General features: G+C 49.6%; 17 protein-coding genes. 9 read left to right on the top strand and 8 right to left on the bottom strand.

Annotated elements, in window-relative coordinates:
* Positions 1-6: 6 nt before the first annotated feature.
* Positions 7-696 carry a Crp/Fnr family transcriptional regulator gene (locus tag G5B42_RS04015; protein ID WP_181339164.1) on the bottom strand — a complete coding sequence of 230 codons (690 nt, stop codon included), beginning with the start codon at positions 694-696 and terminating at the stop codon, positions 7-9.
* Between the two features lie 384 nt (positions 697-1080).
* Between G5B42_RS04015 and speD the strand changes: the two genes are divergently transcribed.
* The 6 genes from speD to G5B42_RS04045 all read left to right on the top strand — a co-directional run bounded on the left by speD (position 1081) and on the right by G5B42_RS04045 (position 7608).
* On the top strand, positions 1081-1884 hold the full coding sequence (gene speD, locus G5B42_RS04020; protein WP_181339165.1) for an adenosylmethionine decarboxylase: 804 nt from the start codon (positions 1081-1083) through the stop codon (positions 1882-1884).
* Positions 1885-1906: 22 nt separating this feature from the next.
* Complete coding sequence (locus G5B42_RS04025; protein WP_181339166.1) at positions 1907-3367, top strand: aminotransferase class I/II-fold pyridoxal phosphate-dependent enzyme; 1461 nt, start codon at positions 1907-1909, stop codon at positions 3365-3367.
* 46 nt (positions 3368-3413) lie between these two features.
* The gene (gene speE, locus G5B42_RS04030) at positions 3414-4271 is read left to right on the top strand and encodes a polyamine aminopropyltransferase (RefSeq protein ID WP_181339167.1); all 858 of its coding nucleotides are present in this window, start codon (positions 3414-3416) and stop codon (positions 4269-4271) included.
* Positions 4264-5118, top strand: a complete 855-nt coding sequence (speB, locus tag G5B42_RS04035) for an agmatinase (RefSeq protein ID WP_181339168.1) — start codon at positions 4264-4266, stop codon at positions 5116-5118. The genes speE and speB overlap by 8 nt, the downstream gene beginning before the upstream one ends.
* Before the next feature lie 338 nt (positions 5119-5456).
* Positions 5457-6944, top strand: coding sequence for a DUF1538 domain-containing protein (locus tag G5B42_RS04040; protein WP_181339169.1), 1488 nt, complete (start codon positions 5457-5459; stop codon positions 6942-6944).
* Positions 6937-7608 (top strand): P-II family nitrogen regulator, encoded by a 672-nt coding sequence (locus G5B42_RS04045; protein ID WP_181339170.1) that lies wholly within the window; start codon positions 6937-6939, stop codon positions 7606-7608. The genes G5B42_RS04040 and G5B42_RS04045 overlap by 8 nt, the downstream gene beginning before the upstream one ends.
* Positions 7609-7655: 47 nt before the next feature.
* On the opposite strand, the gene G5B42_RS12240 is transcribed toward G5B42_RS04045, so the two are convergent.
* Positions 7656-8534, bottom strand: a complete 879-nt coding sequence (locus tag G5B42_RS12240) for a DUF2935 domain-containing protein (protein WP_181339171.1) — start codon at positions 8532-8534, stop codon at positions 7656-7658.
* 420 nt (positions 8535-8954) lie between these two features.
* Here G5B42_RS12240 and G5B42_RS04055 point away from each other — a divergent pair, with 420 nt between their 5' ends.
* The gene (locus G5B42_RS04055; protein WP_181339172.1) at positions 8955-10799 is read left to right on the top strand and encodes a methyl-accepting chemotaxis protein; all 1845 of its coding nucleotides are present in this window, start codon (positions 8955-8957) and stop codon (positions 10797-10799) included.
* Between the two features lie 126 nt (positions 10800-10925).
* Here G5B42_RS04055 and G5B42_RS04060 read toward each other — a convergent pair whose 3' ends face one another.
* From G5B42_RS04060 to abc-f, 4 genes are all read right to left on the bottom strand, one after another.
* Complete coding sequence (locus G5B42_RS04060) at positions 10926-11684, bottom strand: hypothetical protein (RefSeq protein ID WP_181339173.1); 759 nt, start codon at positions 11682-11684, stop codon at positions 10926-10928.
* Complete coding sequence (locus tag G5B42_RS04065) at positions 11681-12382, bottom strand: ABC transporter ATP-binding protein (protein WP_231133224.1); 702 nt, start codon at positions 12380-12382, stop codon at positions 11681-11683. The genes G5B42_RS04060 and G5B42_RS04065 overlap by 4 nt, the downstream gene beginning before the upstream one ends.
* Complete coding sequence (locus tag G5B42_RS04070) at positions 12379-12750, bottom strand: GntR family transcriptional regulator (RefSeq protein ID WP_181339174.1); 372 nt, start codon at positions 12748-12750, stop codon at positions 12379-12381. Before G5B42_RS04070 ends, G5B42_RS04065 begins: the two co-directional genes overlap by 4 nt.
* A gap of 103 nt (positions 12751-12853) precedes the next feature.
* Positions 12854-14503: a ribosomal protection-like ABC-F family protein gene (gene abc-f, locus G5B42_RS04075; protein ID WP_196784110.1), complete on the bottom strand. Its 1650-nt coding sequence runs from the start codon at positions 14501-14503 to the stop codon at positions 12854-12856.
* A gap of 474 nt (positions 14504-14977) precedes the next feature.
* Here abc-f and G5B42_RS04080 point away from each other — a divergent pair, with 474 nt between their 5' ends.
* On the top strand, positions 14978-16390 hold the full coding sequence (locus G5B42_RS04080) for an iron-containing alcohol dehydrogenase family protein (protein ID WP_181339175.1): 1413 nt from the start codon (positions 14978-14980) through the stop codon (positions 16388-16390).
* 254 nt (positions 16391-16644) lie between these two features.
* Entirely contained in the window at positions 16645-18051 is a 1407-nt protein-coding gene (locus G5B42_RS04085) for a methyl-accepting chemotaxis protein (RefSeq protein WP_181339176.1), read from the top strand.
* Positions 18052-18161: 110 nt separating this feature from the next.
* Here G5B42_RS04085 and G5B42_RS04090 read toward each other — a convergent pair whose 3' ends face one another.
* Both G5B42_RS04090 and hydE read right to left on the bottom strand, forming a co-directional pair.
* A complete protein-coding gene (locus G5B42_RS04090; RefSeq protein WP_181339177.1) occupies positions 18162-19025 on the bottom strand; it encodes an EamA family transporter in 864 nt (287 codons plus the stop codon).
* A 136-nt stretch (positions 19026-19161) separates the two neighbouring features.
* The gene (gene hydE, locus G5B42_RS04095; protein ID WP_181339178.1) at positions 19162-20199 is read right to left on the bottom strand and encodes a [FeFe] hydrogenase H-cluster radical SAM maturase HydE; all 1038 of its coding nucleotides are present in this window, start codon (positions 20197-20199) and stop codon (positions 19162-19164) included.
* Positions 20200-20205 lie beyond the last annotated feature (6 nt).

A 20205-nucleotide genomic window follows, 5' to 3' on the forward strand; every position in this document is an offset into this window, starting at 1 on the left:
GCGACGCTATTCACCGGCGCTGATCACCTCCAGGCCATCCCGGTCCAAAATTTCAATCCCCCGCTGCCCTTTCAGCGCGATCAGCCCTTTTTCTTGGAAAGCCGACAGTTTACGGCTCAAGGTTTCCTGGCTCATACCAAGCTGGGAAGCGAAATCCCCCTTGGTCATCTCCAGGACCACTTCCCTCTTCCCAGCCGCCAGATTCAATAAGAAACGTGCTAAACGCTGTTCCACGGTGTTGAGATTAAGTGTTTCAATCAAATGTTCAGCCCATTCCAGGCGCCGGCTCAGTTCTTCCATGATCTTAAAGGCAATCGAGGGGTATTTCTTCATCAGCTCCTTCAGCTTAGCCCCTTCGATCAGACACATGGTACAGTCTTCCAGTGCCTCCCCGTTGTCGGTCATTGGTAAAGAGCTGAACAGGGAGAGTTCGCCCATAAACCCGCCGGGTCCAACCACGCGGATCACCTGTTCTTTACCGTTGGCATTGATCCGGGAAATCTTGACGCGGCCGCTATGTAAGACATAAAGCTTTCCCGCCTGGTCGCCCGCCATGTAAACCAGATCCCCTTTTTTAAAGGTTCTCGCCGTCGTAATGGCGGCAATCTCCCGCCGCTCTTCTTCAGATAAACTGTTAAAGATGGGCACCCTTTCGATGCAACTGGCATGCGCTTCGTGCCGGCAGTGGTCCGCCATGGCCAAGCCCCCTCCAATTTTGTTTTAATTATACACCAAAGAAGCAGTTTTTTGCCATTTGTCAAAACTTTTGGTTACGCTCCATTTGCCCATAAAAAAAGACCGGCGGTCGTTTAGTTTTCCTTTTTCGGAATTGGGTTTATTAATAATTTAAGCCATGGTTGACAAACTAGTAAAAATATGATATTTTGAGAAACCAGTTTGCTAAAATCGGCAAATTTTGTTTTTTACGGGCTACTTCTTGACTTTCGCTGAATAAGTTAACTATAATCCAAGTGATTGACGAGCCGCAAAGACCGTTTCCCTTTTCCAAAGCGAAGTTTTTGCGGTTAAGTATTATCCAGTGTAAATGGGGGATAGATAACTCTGTTGGGGGGTAGATAAATGAAAAAGAACACCAAAATCAAGCTGCACGGATTTAACAACCTCACCAAGACCCTGGCTTTTAGTATGTACGATATCTGCTATACCAAAACAGTGTCCGACCGTAACGCGTATATTGCCTATATTGATGAGCAATATAATGCCGAGAGGCTAACGCAGATTCTGAAAAACGTGACCAAAATCATTGGCGCTAACATTTTAAGCATTGCCAACCAAGATTATGACCCCCAAGGCGCCAGCGTTACACTTTTGGTCTGCGAGGGAAATGGTGGCAATACGATTCAGAAGAAGCAAACTGCGGAATCTTCCTCCCTGGAGCCGGAGGTCATCCTTGCTCACCTGGATAAAAGCCATATTACTGTCCATACCTATCCGGAATACCATCCCCATGACGGGGTGTGCACCTTCCGGGCCGATATTGATGTTTCAACCTGCGGACAGATTTCCCCGCTTAAGGCCTTAAATTACCTGATCACCAGTTTTGATACGGATATTATGACCATCGACTACCGGGTTCGCGGCTTTACCCGGGATATCACCGGCCGGAAGATTTTTAATGACCACAAATTCAATTCAATCCAGGACTATATTGACCAGAGTATTTTAGACAAATACCAAATGATCGACGTCAATATCTACCAGGAGAATATTTACCACACCAAATGCAAGCTCAAGCATTTTGAGTTGGACAATTATCTGTTTGGGTTTTCCGAAAAAGACATTCACCCGGGAGAAGCACAAGAAATAACACGCCGTTTGAAGAAGGAGATGGATGAGATTTTCCACGGCGTCAATCTCCCGTAACGGTAGGTCGGAGGCACTTTTGATGGACTTCATGAAACACTCCGCAACGCCACTTTATACCGGACTGAAAAACTACACCCAGAAAAAAATCGTCCATTTCGATGTCCCCGGACATAAGAAAAACCCGGCCTCTCCGCTGGCGGAGGCTTTCAGCAAACAGATCGTCCTGTTCGATGCCAATTCCACCAAAGATCTGGATGTGCTTTCGAACCCAACGGGGATTATCAAAGAAGCCGAAACCTTGATGGCCGATGCGTACGGTGCCGATTATGCTTTTCTGCTGGTGAACGGTTCGACCTTTGGCGTGATCACGATGATCATGTCCGCCTGCGGGCCAATGGACAAAATCATCATGCCGCGCAATGTCCACAAATCGGCCATCAACGGGGTTATCCTCAGCGGCGCGATTCCCGTGTTCATCGATCCGGAGATCGATCCCGAATACGGGATCACCAACGGGATAACCTTTACGGCGGTGAAGGAAGCGATTAAAGCCAATCCCGGGGTCAAAGCCGTTTTTCTCAATAATCCTACCTATTACGGGACGGTCTCCGATCTCAAGGCGATCGTGCGGCTGGCGCACCGCCACGGCATCCCGGTCTTGGTCGATGAAGCCCATGGTTCCCACTTTCCCTTCCATCCTGATTTACCGGACGCGGCGATGCAAGTTGGCGCGGATATGTCCACGGTCAGCCTCCACAAAACCGGGGGCTCCCTGACCCAGACCTCCGCCATCCTCCTTAAAGAAGGACTAATCAGTAAAGAAAAGGTCCGCACCATCATTAATTTGATGCAGACCACAAGCGCTTCCTATTTATTGCTGGCCAGTCTTGACCTGGCGCGGAAACATTTGGTTTTCAACGGCCGGCAGATTTGGGGGAACCTCCTTGCCCTCAGCACCAAGGCGAAAACAGAAATCAGTAAAATCCCGGGACTAAGTGTCATCATCCGTGACGATTACGTCAACGGCAAAGAGATTTACGATTATGACGAAACCAAACTAGTGGTCAGGGTGAACGAACTTGGCCTGACCGGTTTCGAAGTTTATGATCTCTTTAAGGAAAAGTACAATATCCAGTTCGAACTGGCCGAAACCTATGTGGTCCTCGCGGTCACCGGTCCCGGCGATACAGCCGACAATCTGACGCGGCTCGTCGAAGCCTTTCGGAAATTGAGCGAAGAATATTACGGCAAAAAACCGCCCTTTTACCTGCCGCAGACGGATTGCTTCGTCCGTCCGCAAACTGTGGTCGCTCCCCGCGACGCGTTTTACGGCATAAAGAAGCAGGTTCCCATCGCCGAAGCCTGCGGCGAGATCAGCGGGGAATCGGTCATGATTTATCCGCCCGGGATTCCCCTGGTGATCCCGGGTGAGCGGATCACCAAGCAGATTATCGACCATTATAACTTTTACCGGGAACAGAAGTGTATCATCATGAATGACGACGGAAATTTAGACTTCATTAAAGTCCTTGGCAAATAGCACTTTTGGGCGATGTCGCCCCAAAACCGGACAAGGAGGGTAAATAATGATTGATCTGTGGTTCTCGGAAAATTATACCGATGATGTGCGCTTATCGATTAAAGTTGAACCGCTTTGGTCCGAACAAACAAAGTTCCAAAGGATCGATTTCTTCAAAAACCCGACCTTCGGTACTTTTTTCACCCTTGATGGCCTCATCATGGTGACCGAAAAGGACGAGTTTATCTACCATGAAATGATCTGTCACCCGGCCTTTGCCATCAATCCCGGGATCCAAAGGGTATTGATTATCGGCGGCGGTGACGGGGGGACCGCCCGCGAGGTGGCGCGCTACCCAACAGTTCAGCAGATTGACCAGGTGGAGATCGATGAGCGGGTGGTCCGCCTCTGTCAACAGTATTTACCCCAAACCGCTTCCGTCTTCGCAAACGAACCCCGCCTTCAGTTGCATTTCGTCGACGGGGTGGAGTTTATAAAAAACGCGCCCGATGGGAGTTATGACTTAATCCTGGTCGACTCCACGGACCCGATCGGTCCGGGTGAAGGCCTGTTTACCCTTGAGTTTTACCGCCACTGTCACCGGGCCTTAACCGCCAACGGGATCCTGGTCAACCAGCACGAAAGCCCTTATTACCCGCGTGAAGCCCAGGAAATGAAGCGAGCCCACCAAAAAATTAAAGCCACCTTCCCCATTGCCAGGGTCTATCAGTTTTTTATGCCGACCTATCCTTCCGGCCATTGGTTGTTCGGTTTTGCCGCCAAAACCCTCGATCCGGTCACCGATTTTAAACCCGAACGGTGGCAGCAGTTTAACCTAAAAACCAGATATTATAATCCCGGTGTACATACCGCCGCGTTCGCCCTCCCCACTTATGTCCAGGAGATGCTGACCGAAGATGCTTAAGGCAACCGGTTCAACCTTCATCGGCTGCGCAAGCGATTTTGCCGACGCATCGCTCGTCCTGTTCGGGGCGCCCTTTGACGGGACGGTCTCCTTTCGTCCGGGTACCCGTTTCGCCCCGGCCCAGATCCGGCTGGAATCGGTCGGGCTTGAAACCTACAGCCCTTACTTTGACGCCGATTTGACCGATTTTGCCCTCTGTGATCTGGGCGATCTGGAGCTTCCCTTCGGGACCACCGCAAGAGCACTACAGCTCATCCAGGAACAGGCGCGGCAGATCTTCCAGAACAAGAAGAAGCTGATCATGATCGGCGGTGAACATCTGGTCTCCCTTCCCGCCGTCACCGAAGCAAAACGCCTATATGAGGATCTGGTCGTGCTCCACTTTGACGCCCATACGGACCTCCGCACTGAATACCTGGGCGAACCCCTTTCCCACGCCACGGTTATGCGGCGGATCTGGGAAGTGGTGGGTGACGGCCGGATTTGGCAATTTGGGATCCGCAGCGGAACGCGGGAAGAATTTCACTGGGCCAAAGCCGGGCATACCTTCTTACAACTGCACGATTTTACCGGCTTGGAAGCAGCCATTGCCGGAATTGGCCGCCGGCCGGTCTATCTGACCATCGACCTGGATGTGCTTGATCCTTCCGTACTGCCGGGGACCGGAACCCCCGAGGCCGGGGGCGTATCTTTCCTTGATTTGATGACCGCCCTCCAAGCGGTCTCCAACCTTAATATCATCGGCGGCGACCTGGTCGAACTTGCCCCCCATTATGACCCCAGCGGCGTCTCCACCGCCGTGGCCAGTAAAGTCTTGCGGGAACTGATTTTCACGGTAAGTTTATAGTTGGTGCCAAAGGCGGCTTGTGAAAAAAGCCGCCTTTTTTCTTTGCACCGATAACTTTGTCAGCATACAAATTTAGCCATCAAAGCGGAGCAGGTTGATCTACGCCCTCTCCAATGGTATGATTGGCGTAGTTATAAGCTGGGCAACAAGAAATAACATCTTGGATCGCGAGAGGTCCTTATTTAAGCACAAAAAGGCCTCAAAATTTAAGAGTGAAATTAATGTAAAACCTCTTTTATAATAGAAAATAGAAATATGATCGTTCTCGCTCGCATCCGCCCCATAGTTGCTCCACCTGTCATCATCCTATATAATTCTAAAAGAAAGGAAGTGACTATTTGAACGTTCTGCTCCAAAAATTGAAAGAAGTTCTTTTCGCGGTAATACCGGTCACAGTAATTGTCTTAGTACTCAATTTTACACTTACCCCGCTTGACCCTCACTTACTGGTGCGGTTTCTCCTCGGCGCTTTCTTGATCGTCATCGGACTGACTATCTTCTTGTTCGGTGTTGAGATCGGCGTCACCCCCATCGGTAACTTGATGGGTAATACCATCGCCAAGAGCAACAATGTCTGGATCGTCGGTCTCGCCGGTTTATTTTTGGGTTTTTTTATCTCCATTGCCGAACCCGATCTGCACATCTTGGCCGGTCAAGTTCAGGCGGTAACGGCCGGCGTCCTTTCCCAAGCGAGTATCGTCGTGGTCGTCTCGGTAGGGATCGCCGTTTTACTATCCCTCGGTCTTTTTCGCATTGTTTATAACCTCCCATTAAATAAAATGTTGACCCTCATCTATCTGCTGATCCTGACCCTAGGCATCTTCTCTTCCTCTGAATTTATCGCGATCTCGTTCGATGCGTCCGGTGCCACTACCGGTGCTCTAACCGTCCCGTTTATGCTCGCCCTCGCCTATGGCGTTTCTTCGTTAAAAAAGAACGGCACCGCTTCAGAGGAAGACAGCTTTGGCCTGGTGGGGGTAGCTTCGGCCGGAGCCATTCTGGCGGTAATTGTGATGAGCCTCTTTTCTCAGAACAACGAACTGAGCGGCAGCCTGGAATTGCACATAACTCAGTCGCCTTCTATTTTTGCTCCTTTTCTGCACGAACTGCCTGTCGTCGCCGGGGATATAATCTTGGCCCTTCTCCCGTTATTACTAACCTTTTTGCTCTTTCAAACCCTCTCCTTTCGCCTTTCCCGGCGCGCTTTCAAGAAAATCATGAAGGGCCTGCTCTATACTTTTATCGGTTTGGTTTTATTTTTAACCGGAGTAAACGCCGGTTTTATGGATGTCGGTAGTTTGGTCGGCTATCGTCTCGCTTTATTGGAACAACCGTGGATTGTGTTCCTGGTCGGTTTTATTCTCGGTTTAGTCGTTATCCTGGCCGAACCGGCCGTCTATGTTTTAACGACACAGATCGAAAACGTCACTAGCGGCTACGTCAAGCGTAGGATTGTCTTATTCGCCCTTTCGCTGGGTGTGGGGTGCGCCGTCACCTTTTCCATGGTGAGAATTATCATCCCCGGGGTCCAACTCTGGCATTTTCTGTTGCCAGGGTATTTAATCTCACTTGCCCTCTCTTATGTGGTACCGTCCTTATTCGTCGGAATTGCCTTTGATGCGGGGGGTGTTGCTTCCGGTCCGATGACCGCCACCTTTGTATTGGCCTTTGCGCAAGGAGTCGCCGAAGCAACGGAAGGCGCCAATGTTTTAATTGACGGTTTTGGTATAATTGCAATGGTCGCTTTAACACCATTAATTGCCCTACAGGTTTTGGGATTTATTTATAAAATCAAATCACAAAAGGCGGGTGTTCATCATGAGTAACAACTCCGGAATCGACGAATGGGTTTTGCTATGCGCGATAGTAAATTTCGGCGTTGGGAGCAAAGTAATAAATATTCTTAAGCAGCAAGGAGTCACCGGAGGCACCATCTTTTTAGGTAAAGGCACAGTCAGAAACCATCTGTTGGAAATATTGGATTTAACCGATATCCGGAAAGAAATTGTGCTGAGCGTCACGGTGTCGTCTTTAGCTGACCAGGCACTGGAGGCGCTCAATAAACAGTTGGCTTTATATAAACCGCACCATGGGATCGCGTTTACCATCCCGGTCAAAGGCCAGGTTGGCGTCCATCATCCTGAAGCGCCGGGCCAATCAAAGGAAAGAAGAGGTGTGATTAAACCGATGTATAATGCGATCTTTACGATTGTGGACAAAGGCAAAGCCGAAGAGGTCGTTGAAGCGGGCAAATCCGCCGGCGCGCGGGGAGCGACCGTCATCAACGCCAGGGGCTCGGGGATCCATGAAACACAAAAGTTATTTGCCATGCCGATTGAACCGGAAAAAGAAATCGTGATGATCCTTGCCCAAGTCGAGCTTACAGACGCCATTGTGTCGAAGATCAAAGCACAGCTCCAGATCGAGGAACCCGGGAAAGGGATCATGTTTATCCTCAATGTGGATAAGACTTACGGTTTATATAATTAAAAACAAAGCCCGGTTGGTCACACCAACCGGGCTTTTCGGCTGTATTATCATTTATTCATATTTAATTCCTGTTCGATTCGGCCCAGATCCGCCAATGCCATCTCTGCTTCGCGCAGGACGTGGCTGGCCAGTAAGGGCGAAATCAGACTAAGCACTTTACAGGTTTCTACCAATTCCAAAGCAACCGCTTTAAAATCCCTGATCTCCATGGTGGCCGCGATGACTTCCCCATTAAACCGCTGCAGTCTGGGGATGACGAATGGTTCCTTGAGATTCCCAAAGCCCGGTGGTAACGGCTGGCCCATCATATCGGCCGGTAAGAGGTGGTTTTCATAGTCCCTGGGGACCAGCATTGATTGTAAATCCTCCCCTTGCAGACGCAGGGTTTCAAAATTCATCCCGAATTGGGTCGCCCTCCGGACCAACGGCCGTTCCGATGGATCCAACAAATGGGCAATAAACCTGGCGTGATCCCCCATGATCCGCAGCCAAAAGATCTCTTCTTCCAGCGCCAATTCGGCCAGCGGCGTCTGGATATTGTTGTTCAGTTTCAGCAAGTTTGCCCGGAAACGGATTGCTTCCCGGCGGATGTGGTCCAACAACAACGGATAATTAAAGCCGCCAAGGCGACAGGTGATCATGCGTTTTAACACAAAAGTCTTGAACTCGATGATCCGGTCCAGGGCCTTAATTATATCTTGATTCAGGGCGCAAACCGCCGCCCGGTCGCTGGGCGTCTGGTCGGCGCGGGCTTTTAAACCCGCGAAGATCTCCTCCAGCTGCCGGGCTTCCTCAATTAACGCAGTTTCCATACAGGGTAAGCCTTCGCGGATGAAGAGGGCGTGTTCGGACATGATCTGGGTCCAGAACCGGTCCTGTCTTAATGACTCGGTAACAAAATCATTCCGATCCTTGATTGGTCTCACCTCCCCGTCACCGCTCTCATTTCATTATAGTAGAGACCGGACGGGGATGTGTTCGTCCACCGTGAGACCGAAAGCAGAATTACCGGCCTTCTTCCGCCCGCTGATTTGATTTAATTATAGATTAATTATTATAGAGCAGCCCCCAAGCAATCGAGGGTTTGGTATCTCAAACTCAGACATGCCGCGAACCTTCCATCCCCCGTCGACCCATAGCAGGCTGATTTCATATTCTCCTCCTATCCATCCGGTTGTGGTTTATTTTTTTATAAACACCTCCAAAGGCCGCATCATACCATAACTCTCCAGAAAAATCCCGAATTTCCCATAAAATCCTTATTTTTACCTGTTAGCTTGTCAAGAATTAGAGAAATTTGCCGATATTTTAGGTACCTACATTTTCTTGAAAAAGGGGTTTTTTACATGTCGCTACGGTTCAAATTGCCGCTGATCATCGTCGGAATTGTTGTTATAGCCATCTCCATAACCGGAATTATCATTTTCTATGGTGCGCAAGATATATTATTAAGACAAAGCAAAAAAGAGATGATCTCCGTCGTCGAGCGCGGGACGGAGACAATTTCCGCCCTGCTCGAGGCCGCAATTCGGGAACTTCAAGTCTTAGCCGGCGACGACCTTTTTCTCAAATTGGTAGCAGATAGTCCTTATTCCGGAGAGTTTGGTCAAACCCAAGCCGCAGTCCAAACCAGGCTGAATGCCTATGTCGAAAAATGCGAACATGTAGAAAGGGCGTTCATCGCGGATTTCGCGGGAAAAATTATCGCTGACAGTAACCGTATCTACTTGAATCGACAAATTGGTGATTATTTTAATCTAAACCGTATTTCCCCCAACGAACCCCTCCTCAGCCAGGTCAGGAGAACGGACATCTCTGGTGAATTAATCATCTTCCTCGCATACCCAATAATTAATGCACAAGGGCGGGTCAATGGCTTTATTGGCAGTTCCGTACGGTTAAGTTATTTTTCAAAACATCTAAAGGATATTCAGATCGGCCAGCACAACACCAGTTACGCCTATCTGGTTGCCGCCGACAGGACGATGCTTTACCACCCGGAACCAAGTAAAATCGGCCTTCCAGTGGAAAATGAGACCATCAATCGCGTAGTTACTCAGATCCAAGCCGGTGAACAGATTCAAACCGCCGTTGAAGACTACCTGTATCAAGGCCTGATTAAGCTGGCCGCTTACCGGCTGATCCCGGAGGTGAATTGGCTTTTAGTCGTAACGGGAGACGTCAAAGATATTACTTCTCCTGTACGGCAACTGGCCGGATACATCTCTCTGGTGGCTTGCCTGGTTGCTCTGGGCGCTACTTTAATTGGCGTCGGCATCTCGGCCCGTATTACCAAACCCATCGTTGCCCTGGAAAAATGTTTTCTCCAGTCGGCACAAGGGAATCTCCAGGTTCAAACCAAAATTGAAAGCCGGGATGAACTCGGTCGTCTCTCCGCCAGTTTCAATCATATGATCTCCGAGCAAAAGGAGATTATCGAAAACATCCTCTCCGCTTCCGAATCGGTGCGTAACGGTACCGAGGAGATTGCCCGGGGAAATGATGATCTTTCCCAGCGCACACAAGAACAAGCCGCCACGCTGGAAGAGATCGCCACCACCATGGAGGAGATCCATCAGGCAAATACGACCGTGATGGAAAACGCGGAGCAAGCGGAGAAAATAGTCCAAACCACTTTAGAAGCGGTCTCCGCAGGGGAAAAATCAATCTCCCAAACGCGCACGGCAATGTGGGAAATCTCCGAAAGCAGCAAGCAGATCTCGGAGATTATTCAAGTGGTGAACGACATTGCTTTCCAAACCAACTTACTGGCCTTAAATGCCGCGGTGGAGGCCGCCCGCGCCGGCGAGCATGGCCGGGGCTTTGCCATCGTTGCCGCCGAGGTCCGCAACCTGGCCGGTAAATCCGCCGAAGCGGCCAAAGAAATCGAAAGCTTAATCAATGAAAGTGTGAACCGGGTAGAAATAGGCAATCAATTTATGGAGCATTCCGTCAAAGCATTGCAGCAAATCATCGAAAACGCGAAAAAAACTTCGGCCGTGATTTTGGAAGTAACCAATTCCATCCGGAAACAAACCATGGCCTCACAAGAGATCCAAACATCCATTAACCAACTGAACGAAGTCACGCAGCAAAACGCCGCCATGGTGGAAGAAATCAACGCCACCAGCCAAACACTAAAACACAAAGCGGAAGCATTAAAAGAAAAAGTCAGCCGCTTTAAAGTTTAGGGCACACGTATTTACACTATTTGAAGGGCTTCCGGTCTATAAAGGACAATAGTGACAGGCAATAAAGGGCACCTAATCGCAAAAGGGATTGTTTTATAAAACAATCCCTTTTATCTCTGGACAGTTTCAGAATTCCATCTTCTTCTCCATAATCCACCCGGTGATAAAGAACAAAAGCGCAAACTCAATAAGCATGACGATAAAGGTGATCGACAACGCCTGTAAAGCCCTGACATCCGGAGAAAGCTGGGGAATGTTCAAGGACAAACCGGGAAGAAAAGATAATAACCCGGTCAACAATTCGCTGACTTTGGCGGAGATATACACCAAAAAAACGGTAGAGGCGAAGCTGACCAAGCCGGTAAAACGGTTGACTAACCGGCCGATCAAGTAGGACAGTTGGAGAATGGCCGCCCCCAAAAAGATCCCCAGAGCATAATTCGTGCCGAAGGCCGTCAGGATCTTCATGATCTCCGTAACGGGTGGCAAATCACTTAGCGGCACCCATTCTGCTCCACATAACGGAGCGGCGGCATAGAACAAGCCGGAAAGGGCGAGGCTGGTGAGGTTAAGCCCAACCCATTCGGTAAATGCCGCCAGTAGTTTGGCCCCGATGATACTCCACCCGCTGACTGGTAATGACCGAAGAAATGGCGCTGTTCCTTCCCGCCATTCCCCTCTCGTTAAAGAAAGAGGTCGGAAAAATCCCCAAAAGATTAGAAAAGCCAGGGGGAGAAAGGTAAAGACAAAAGCCGGCTTGTAACCCCAGGCCTTAATTCTGGTGGCCAGAAAAACATCGAGGCTGAGAATGAGACCGCAGAGAATCAGAAAGGTATTCCTTGCCCCACTCAGCTCTTTTCGGTATAAGGACCAAAACATTTTCATGCCAATACCTCCTCAAAAAGTTCCTCCATCGAACGGCCGGTTTCCTCCCTCAGTGTCTCCGCCTCACCTTCGAGCGCAATCCGGCCTTCGCGCAGGAAAACCACATGGTCAAAAATAGGTTCGGCCTCCTTGACTTCGTGGGTTGAAATAACAATCGTCTGCCCTTCCTGACGGAACTCACCAACGAGAGCATGAAGTATTTTCGCCCGGGACGGTGGATCAATTCCGGCCAACGGTTCATCCAGGAGCATTAATTCGGCTTGGCGGGAAAGGCCCACAATTAGCTTGAGCCTGGCCTGCTGACCCTTTGACAGAGCCCCGATTTTCACCTCACCCTTTAGATTCATAAATGACTTAAGCGAGTCCGCCTTTTCAAGATCTAAATCCGGATGGAAGGATTTAACGAATTCAAGTAAGTCATCAACGGTCATCCAGTTATAAAAGGTGTTTACTTCCGGTAAAAAAGCAACCCGTTTTTTGGTCTCAGGCCCCGGGATCATCCCAAACACCCGGACCTGACCTCTGCTGGGCCGTCTTAACCCGGCAACAATCTTCAAAAGCGTAGTTTTTCCGCTTCCGTTAGGGCCAAGCAACCCGACCACTTTACCGCGGTCAATGGACAAATTTACACCATCCAGCGCCTTGGTTAAATGATACCTCTTCACTAAATTTTCCAGCATCACAACCGGAAGTGTCATTTTTCTTTCCCCTCCTTTAGCTCAGCCACCAAACGCTGCACTTCTTCATTGGTAAAACCAAGCTCTCGAATCTTTACTAAAAAGTCGGCCCAGATTTCCCGGGCGGTTTTTTCCCGACATGCTTTAATGGCCTGGGTATCATTGGTCACAAATGTTCCCTCCCCGCGCCTGGTCTCGACCAAGCCGGTCCTTTCCAACTCCTGAAAGGCTCTGGCCACCGTATTCGGATTGACCCGCGCAGTTTCAGCCACTTCCCGGATGGAAGGCAATCTCCCCCCGGGCGGCCAATCACCGCGGGCAATCTGCCTGATTAAGGCGTCGGTAATCTGCCTGTAGATCGGTTGCCTTTCGTCAATTTCGAACCGCACTAACCCACCCCTTTAGTGTATTATTTAACTAATACACTAAGATTATAGAACAAGGCCACCCTTCATGTCAAGACGTTTCGGTTATTCAATAGAAATCTTCATGTCAGTTTTCCATTCTTGCTTTGAGTTTTTTTAATTCGGCCAATACTGCATGGTATTCTTGATCAAGCGCCCCGAGATCATCATTTTTCGCCGGCATCGCTAAACGGCCAATAATCGCCGACAAACGATTTTCCAAGACGGCAATCTGTTTTTTTACCTCCTCCCCTTCCTGCTTCAAAGCCACCTTTTCCCGGGCCAAAAACTCCTCGTATGTCCCGTGAAAAGTTTTGATCTTGCCGTTCTCGATCGTCATAATCTGGTCCGCCACCGCACTGATCAACCGCCGGTCATGGGAAACCAGCAATAAAGTTTGGTCGTACTCCCGCAGAACCTCCTCCACCACCTCCAGCGAGTTCAGATCCAGATAGTTGGTCGGTTCATCCAGGATTAACAGGTTCAAGTCTTTTAAAATTATTTTGGCAAAAGAGACTTTCACACGTTCCCCGCCGCTCAAGACGGCGACCCGCTTAAAAACATCATCCCGTTTAAATAACAACCGGGAAAGCAAAGTCCGGGCAAAGGTTTCACCGTAGATACTATCGGCCATTACATTCTCAAGGATGGTCCGTTCTTCATCCAAGATGTCCATCTCCTGACTGAAATAACCGATGGCAGCCTCCGGCGCGATGCGAATCCCCGCCTCCCGGTTAACGATCATCTTTAACAATGTAGTCTTCCCGCAACCGTTGGGACCGAGTAAAGCAACCTTCGTACCGTTGGTGATGATGAACTCCGCGTCTTGAAAAATAATCTTTTCCCCAAAACTTTTATTTAAATTATGGCCTTCAACCAAGACTTTACTGTGGATCTGCTTTACGCTTGGCATATCCAGCTTAATAACCTCTTGCTTCCTCGGCTTCTCTTTAACCGGCAGTCGTTCAATTCTGGCCTCAATACTCTTAACGGCACGCTCCAGGGCCGCCTTGGCCTTTTGGTTTCCCATCTTGTGCAGCCGTGCTTCCGAATTACCCATCCGCTTCGGTGTTTTCTTAAGCGCGCGGGCTTTTTGCCGGCGCTCAATGGCCGCCCGTTCGAGCCGCTTTTTCTCGCTTATATACTGTTCGTATTCAAACTGAGCTCTAGCTTTCTCTTCCTCTTTTTGCTGCCGATAGGCACTATAATTACCGTTGTAGAGTTTTACTTTACCGTACTCCACCTCCAAAATTTTGTTGCAAAGCCGGTCAAGTAAACTCCGGTCATGGGCGACAAGCACAAGCGCCCCTTGGTACTCAGCCAACCGCTTTTCCAAAAGTTCAATACCTTCAAGATCGAGATTACTGGTGGGTTCATCAGCAAAAAGGAGCGGACAGTCCGCCGCAAAACCGGCGGCCAGTTTAAACCGGGTTTTCTCGCCGCCGCTCATCGTTTCATGCCAAACCGTGGGCACCCCAAACTTGGAAGCCAGCTCCGGACGGATCTTCTTCTGTTCGGGTGGTTCCAGTTGCGACACGTAAGTACATCTGGTATACAGCTTAACCCACCCTTCATCCGGTTCCAGCCTTTGGCTTAAAATATTAAGCAGGGTGGTTTTTCCGGCACCATTTGGCCCCACAACCCCAATCCGGTCGTCCGCATAAATCTGCAAACTCTCAAGGTCAAGCACCAACCGGTCACCAAAATACTTTTTGATCTTTCCGCACTCCAATAGCAAAATAAAAACCCCTCCTTACAGAGCTGGAGAGGATAGCATTTCAAAAAGATATGACTTGCCTTTGGTCGCCCAAACATTAAGCAGATGGGAAACCCCCACGCCACATTACAGACTCGACCGGGTTATATGGGGTTTATTCCCAGTTTCTAAGGCAGGCCGCAGTGATCATACTATCCACTCACAGCAAACAAAAAAGCAACCATGAACAAAGCCATTCGTTTGAATGACTTGTCGAAGCTTCTATTTTTCTTCTTCATGAGTGGATTAGTTGAACATCAGCTGCTGTTACCTTGCCCTTTCTAAAATTTTTATCGAAATACCCTTTCTAATTATAAAAATCCTTTTGCCCACTGTCAATTGTTAAGACCGCCACTTCATATGCGGCAGTTGCCGGGCAGCGTGGACGACAAGCTTGCTTTTTCGAGGACTTTAATAGTATGATGGAAGAAATGGTGCTTTTAGTAGGTGAACAAGATGCTAAAGTTAAAACAGGATCAACATGGACTATGGAGTGTGCCCGGCCTTTGTGCGCTTGACTCCTCTACTGGCCAAGTCGTCCTTGATCGTACCCGCTTACCCCACACCGCCAAGGAGATATATTTCGGACGAGGGGTAGGCCGCAGGCAGTTGGTCGCGACCATCGAAAAAATATCTTCCCCCGCTCTTATTGTCGTCGGCAGCTCCAGCTCAAAAACGCCGATAATGCAAGCGTTGCTGTCAAGTCTCAAACAAACAGCAACCAATACCCACATCTATCAGGTTCAAGGCCATGCCGACCACCAGGCGATCCGGAGCGGAATCGAAATGCTACAGCAAACCCGCGCCGGTCATCTGATCGTTATCGGCGGGGGAACCACCCTTGATGTCGGTAAGGCCATTGCCGGTTTAGCCCATCAGGAAGGCGGGACAGCGATCACCCCGTTCCAAACCGGGGAAAGAAAGCTTAACCCGGAGAAGGCTCTCCCGTGGATTGCCGTCCCGACCACCTCCGGGACCGGTTCGGAAAGCACAAACAATGCCGTCATTGAACTCGGCGAGGAAAAACGAAGCATTCGAAACATCCCCCCACCGGCTATAATCATTGCCGACCCCAGCTTTACCGATTCTCTCCCCCTCGCGTACACCATAATTTCGTTGGTCGATGCCGTAGCCCAGTCGCTTGAGGTCATCACCCATGAAAAAGCGACGCCGGATGGGCAAGCCCTCGCCCTTGCCGCTTTCCTCAATCTGGTTCAAGGGATGCGCGGCTTGATCCAGGAAACAAATAACGCACCCGGAACAGGGGCGTTTTCAGAACAGGATCGCTCCATTACGGAGCCGTCTGCTTCCGGGGCCGCTTCAAAACACCAGATCAGCCCGCAGATCCGTGATTCGCTAAGCTGGGGTAGCCTCTTAATGGGGATCGCCTTTGCCCATGCGGGGTTGGGTCTGTCCCACGCCTTGGTCCATTTCTGCAATAAATTCGGCCTCGCCCATGGCCATATGGTTGGGATTTTACTGGTTCCTGGGTTAACCATCCAAGCAGAGCATGATCCGGCAACCGCCCGGCGGCTGGCCCGCATCGCGGAAGCCTTCGCCGGTGCCGCGCAAGACAAGACAATTCCTTTTCCCTTCGAAGAGGTCGAAGACAAGGTAACGGCTCCGGTAAATCCCCAATCAAGCAGGCTTTTGGCCTGGTTGGACCAGTCCATCACTGAACTGTTTAATCGTGTCAAGCTTGCGACCTCTCTACAACAAGCCGGCCTAAACCCAGTCGACCTGGACTGGATTGCCGACCAGGAACACGCCTTAGGTGCCTCCTTTGCCATCCCGAAACGGCGGGCAACCATAGAGGAGCTCCGGGCGGTACTGCAAACGGCGTGGTCCAAACTTCCAAACATTTTCTAGCATTGCTTTTTCAGTGAAGAAGGAAAATAATGGACGAAGCCGAATATTCTAGATTAATGGTTGTTATTAACAACAAGATTACTCGTCACTATCATTACTCCTACCAGCGTCGTTGCGACAGGAGTTAAAAATGGGGAGGGGCTGTCTTGCCGGAAAATATTCTAGAAAAATACGACCAAGCTCGTATTAATAGATTTAATGTCACTCTGATCTGGACATTCTCTACAATCCTATCACTCGAGGGCTTTCTCACCATGGGACTGGTTTATGGTCTTAAGGTTTTACTTTTGACCTATGCCGCTTCTATTTCTGCTTCTTTGGTGTATCACCTCAATAGAAAAAACATCCTCCCCTTGACCTTTACGGGGATTGCCATTTGTATGGCTCCGCTTCTTTCCGGAACAATTTTGACCATAATCAAGCAGGGTGCATCATCACCACGGATTTTTATGGTCTATAAAACGATTCCGGTCATGGTGGCATTGTATTTCCGCACAAAGATGCTCCTGATCTTCACTCCTATACTAAATGCAGTCATTATCCTTGCCTATCTTTATTCACCGGCCGGACTACTGGGTCCAAACCCCACCGTGAATGAGTTAGTAGCACGCTTGGTAATTATTAATTGCGGAATATTGGCTGTTTATTTCCTCACCAAGTGGGGGAATGAATATATCCAAATTGCCCTGGACAAAGAAGAACAAGCCCAAAATTTATTACAAAAGCTGAGAAATACCCTGGCCAAAATTGAAGAGAGTGTGAAAGTCCTCACCAGCAACATCATCAACACGAACAATAGTTTAACCGCGATTAAAGATTCCAGCTCTTTAATTGTCACGGCTACGCACGAAATGGCCACCGGCATAATGAACGAGGCCAATAGTGTGCATGAAGTATCCCAGATGATGGATACCGTAAAAGCTTCAATCGATGAAACGCAGAAGTTTTCCGATTTAATCCGAGAAGTCTCGACGCAGATGAATAACGCCGTAACAAAGAATAGTAATGAGATCGAGCAGATGACCGAACAGATCCGAACCATTAACGATGTTGTTGGTACCGCCCTGGTCACCGTCATCGAACTGCGGGAAGAGATGCAGAATATCAGCCAGTTTTTGTCCAGTATCTCCGAAATAGCGGAAAAAACGAATTTACTGGCGTTAAATGCTGCAATTGAAGCAGCCCGGGCCGGCGAATACGGACGCGGTTTTGCAATCGTGGCCGATGAGGTGAAACAGTTGGCCGACCAGAGTGCCCGCGTGGTCGCGGAAATTCACGGGATTATCGACAACATTGTACAAAGAACCCAGGAAACCTATGACCGGGTAAGCCAAGGAAACATTGCGTTAGAGAACGGCAATGTGATCGTCCAAAGGGTTAAGGCGGAGATGGCGAGGGTCCAATCGTCCTTCGTTGAAACGCAAAAGGTGATCGCCAACGAAAATATCTTGATTAATAAAGTAACGGAGACATTTGGACGGATCTACCAAAGATTAGAAAGCATCGCCGCCATCTCAGAAGAAAACTCGGCCGTCACCGAAGAAACCTTAGCCGCCATCGAGGATCAGAACAAAAGGGTCAATGCGATTGCCGAATCGATGGACAAGATCAGCGCGCTAAGCAAAGAATTGCAGGAGATGGGAAAAGGCGAAATGCAGTAAGTAAAAAACCCCTGGCTTTACGCCAGGGGTTTTCTTTTCTTATTGTTAACCGTATCAATTCTTTGGTTTGTAACCGTTTCAAGCACAAGTCATCGTTTCGGTGCCACACCTTATAACAACAGGGACAGCGTCCCGGCGACAATGAGGACCATACCGGCCGTTGATTTGGCGGTTAGTTTCTCTTTGAGGAAAAAATAGGAGAAGGCAATCGTAAAGATAATACTCAGTTTGTCGATGGGCACCACAACACTGGCCGGTCCGGTCTGTAAAGCCCGGTAATAACACAACCAAGAACCGCCGGTGGCAAAACCCGACAGGACCAGAAAGATCCAGCTCTTTTGGTCGATCTCCCTAATCGTTTTCTCCTTCTTCGTAGCAAAAACAATGATCCAGGCCAGGATCAGGACAACAATAGTCCGGATCGCGGTCCCCAGGTTTGACTCGACCCCTTCAATCCCCACTTTACCAAGGATGGCGGTCAAACTGGCAAAAATGGCGGCCCCAAAAGCATAAATCAGCCACATATTACTTTTAGGACTGGGCGTAACCGGTTCTTTTTTCTTATGGATCATCAGATAGGTACCCACCCCAATCAAGAGCATCGCCCCGGCCTTGAGCAACGTAATCTTTTCCCCCAGTAACACAAAGGCCAGAAGCATCGTCAAAACCGTACTTGATTTGTCAATCGGGGTTACTTTATTTACATCCCCGATCTGCAGGGCTTTAAAATAGCAAAGCCACGAAGCCCCGGTTGCCAAACCGGATAAGATAAGAAACAATAAAGTCCGGCCACTAACACCGGCAAGTGTCCGCTGGGAACCGACGATGAACACCATTAACCAGGAAAACAAAAGGACGACGACCGTCCTGATGGCCGTTGCCACGTTGGAATCGGTGTTTCTAATCCCAATCTTGGACAGAATGGCCGTCAGCCCCGCAAAAACCGCCGACCCAAAGGCAAACAAAATCCACATCAGCAATTCTCCTTACCTTTATGATTTTATGGTTTGTCCAATGCTGAAACTTGGTCCCACCCAAAAATTTCTGCCTCTCGTTTTATTTTTTAAGTAATCACTAATTCCTCCTGAAGTTACTTTTTTTTAATCAGACTTACCGCCCCGCCCGGAAACCATAATCCTGGCTCACCGTCCTCCCCATTTGGTGAAGGAGCGCCTTGATCCTGGCAAGTTGGGTTTCGGCATCGGTCTTCCAGCCCTCTTTCCCCGGGTAAGGGGCATACAGCCTTTTGTATTCACACCACCCCATATTCGGCATAATTACATTGGCGCCGCAACTTAATCCCTTTTGGTAACCGTCGGGATCCTTGACGCTCAGGGCAGTAGTCGCCGGCATATTGATCTCCGGCATAAGGAGACGGGCTAACGCCATCATTTTGAGGACCAAATCGACCTCACCACCACCGGCTTGTTCCAATGGCGTCCCCGGACTGGGGATAAACGGACCGATCCCAATCATGTCCGCATCCAACTCCTTAAAGAAGACAAGATCAGCGGCCAGCATGGCTGCGGTCTGCCCGGGGAGCCCAATCAGAGAGCCCGTCCCCGTCTCATACCCTAATTCCTTCAAAATATAAAGGCACCGCACCCGGTTTTGGTAGCTCATCTCCGGGTGCATACGGGCATACAACTGTTCATCAGTGGTTTCGATGCGGAGCAGAAACCGGTCGGCCCCGGCCTCCCTCAAAGCTGCGTAAGTGCTTTTTGACCGTTCGCCGATACTGAGGGTAACCGCCACATCCATCTTTTTTATCGTCTGTACGATCGCACAGAGTTCCTGTACGCTATAATACAGGTCTTCTCCGCTCTGGAGGACAATCGTTTTCAGCCCTTGGCGAACGGCAAAACGGGCCGCCGCCACAATCTCCGCCGGTGTCATCCGGTAACGCCGGATCCGGGTATTCGCCGCCCGTAATCCACAGTAAAGGCAACTCCTCCGGCAGTAGTTGCTGAATTCAATCAACCCTCGGAGGTGGACTTCGTCGCCGACGGTCCTTTTGCGGACCCGGTCGGCCGCCCGATAAAGCGGGGTGGCCTCAGGGGCGGTCAAAGTCAAAAGCCGGGTTAACCCGGCCTGGTCTAATGTGTGCCCCGCTTCGAGGAGTTTTACCAAACCGGTAATGGTTTGCATCTCCGC

Source organism: Capillibacterium thermochitinicola (genome assembly GCF_013664685.1).
Classification (GTDB): domain Bacteria; phylum Bacillota; class UBA4882; order UBA10575; family UBA10575; genus Capillibacterium; species Capillibacterium thermochitinicola.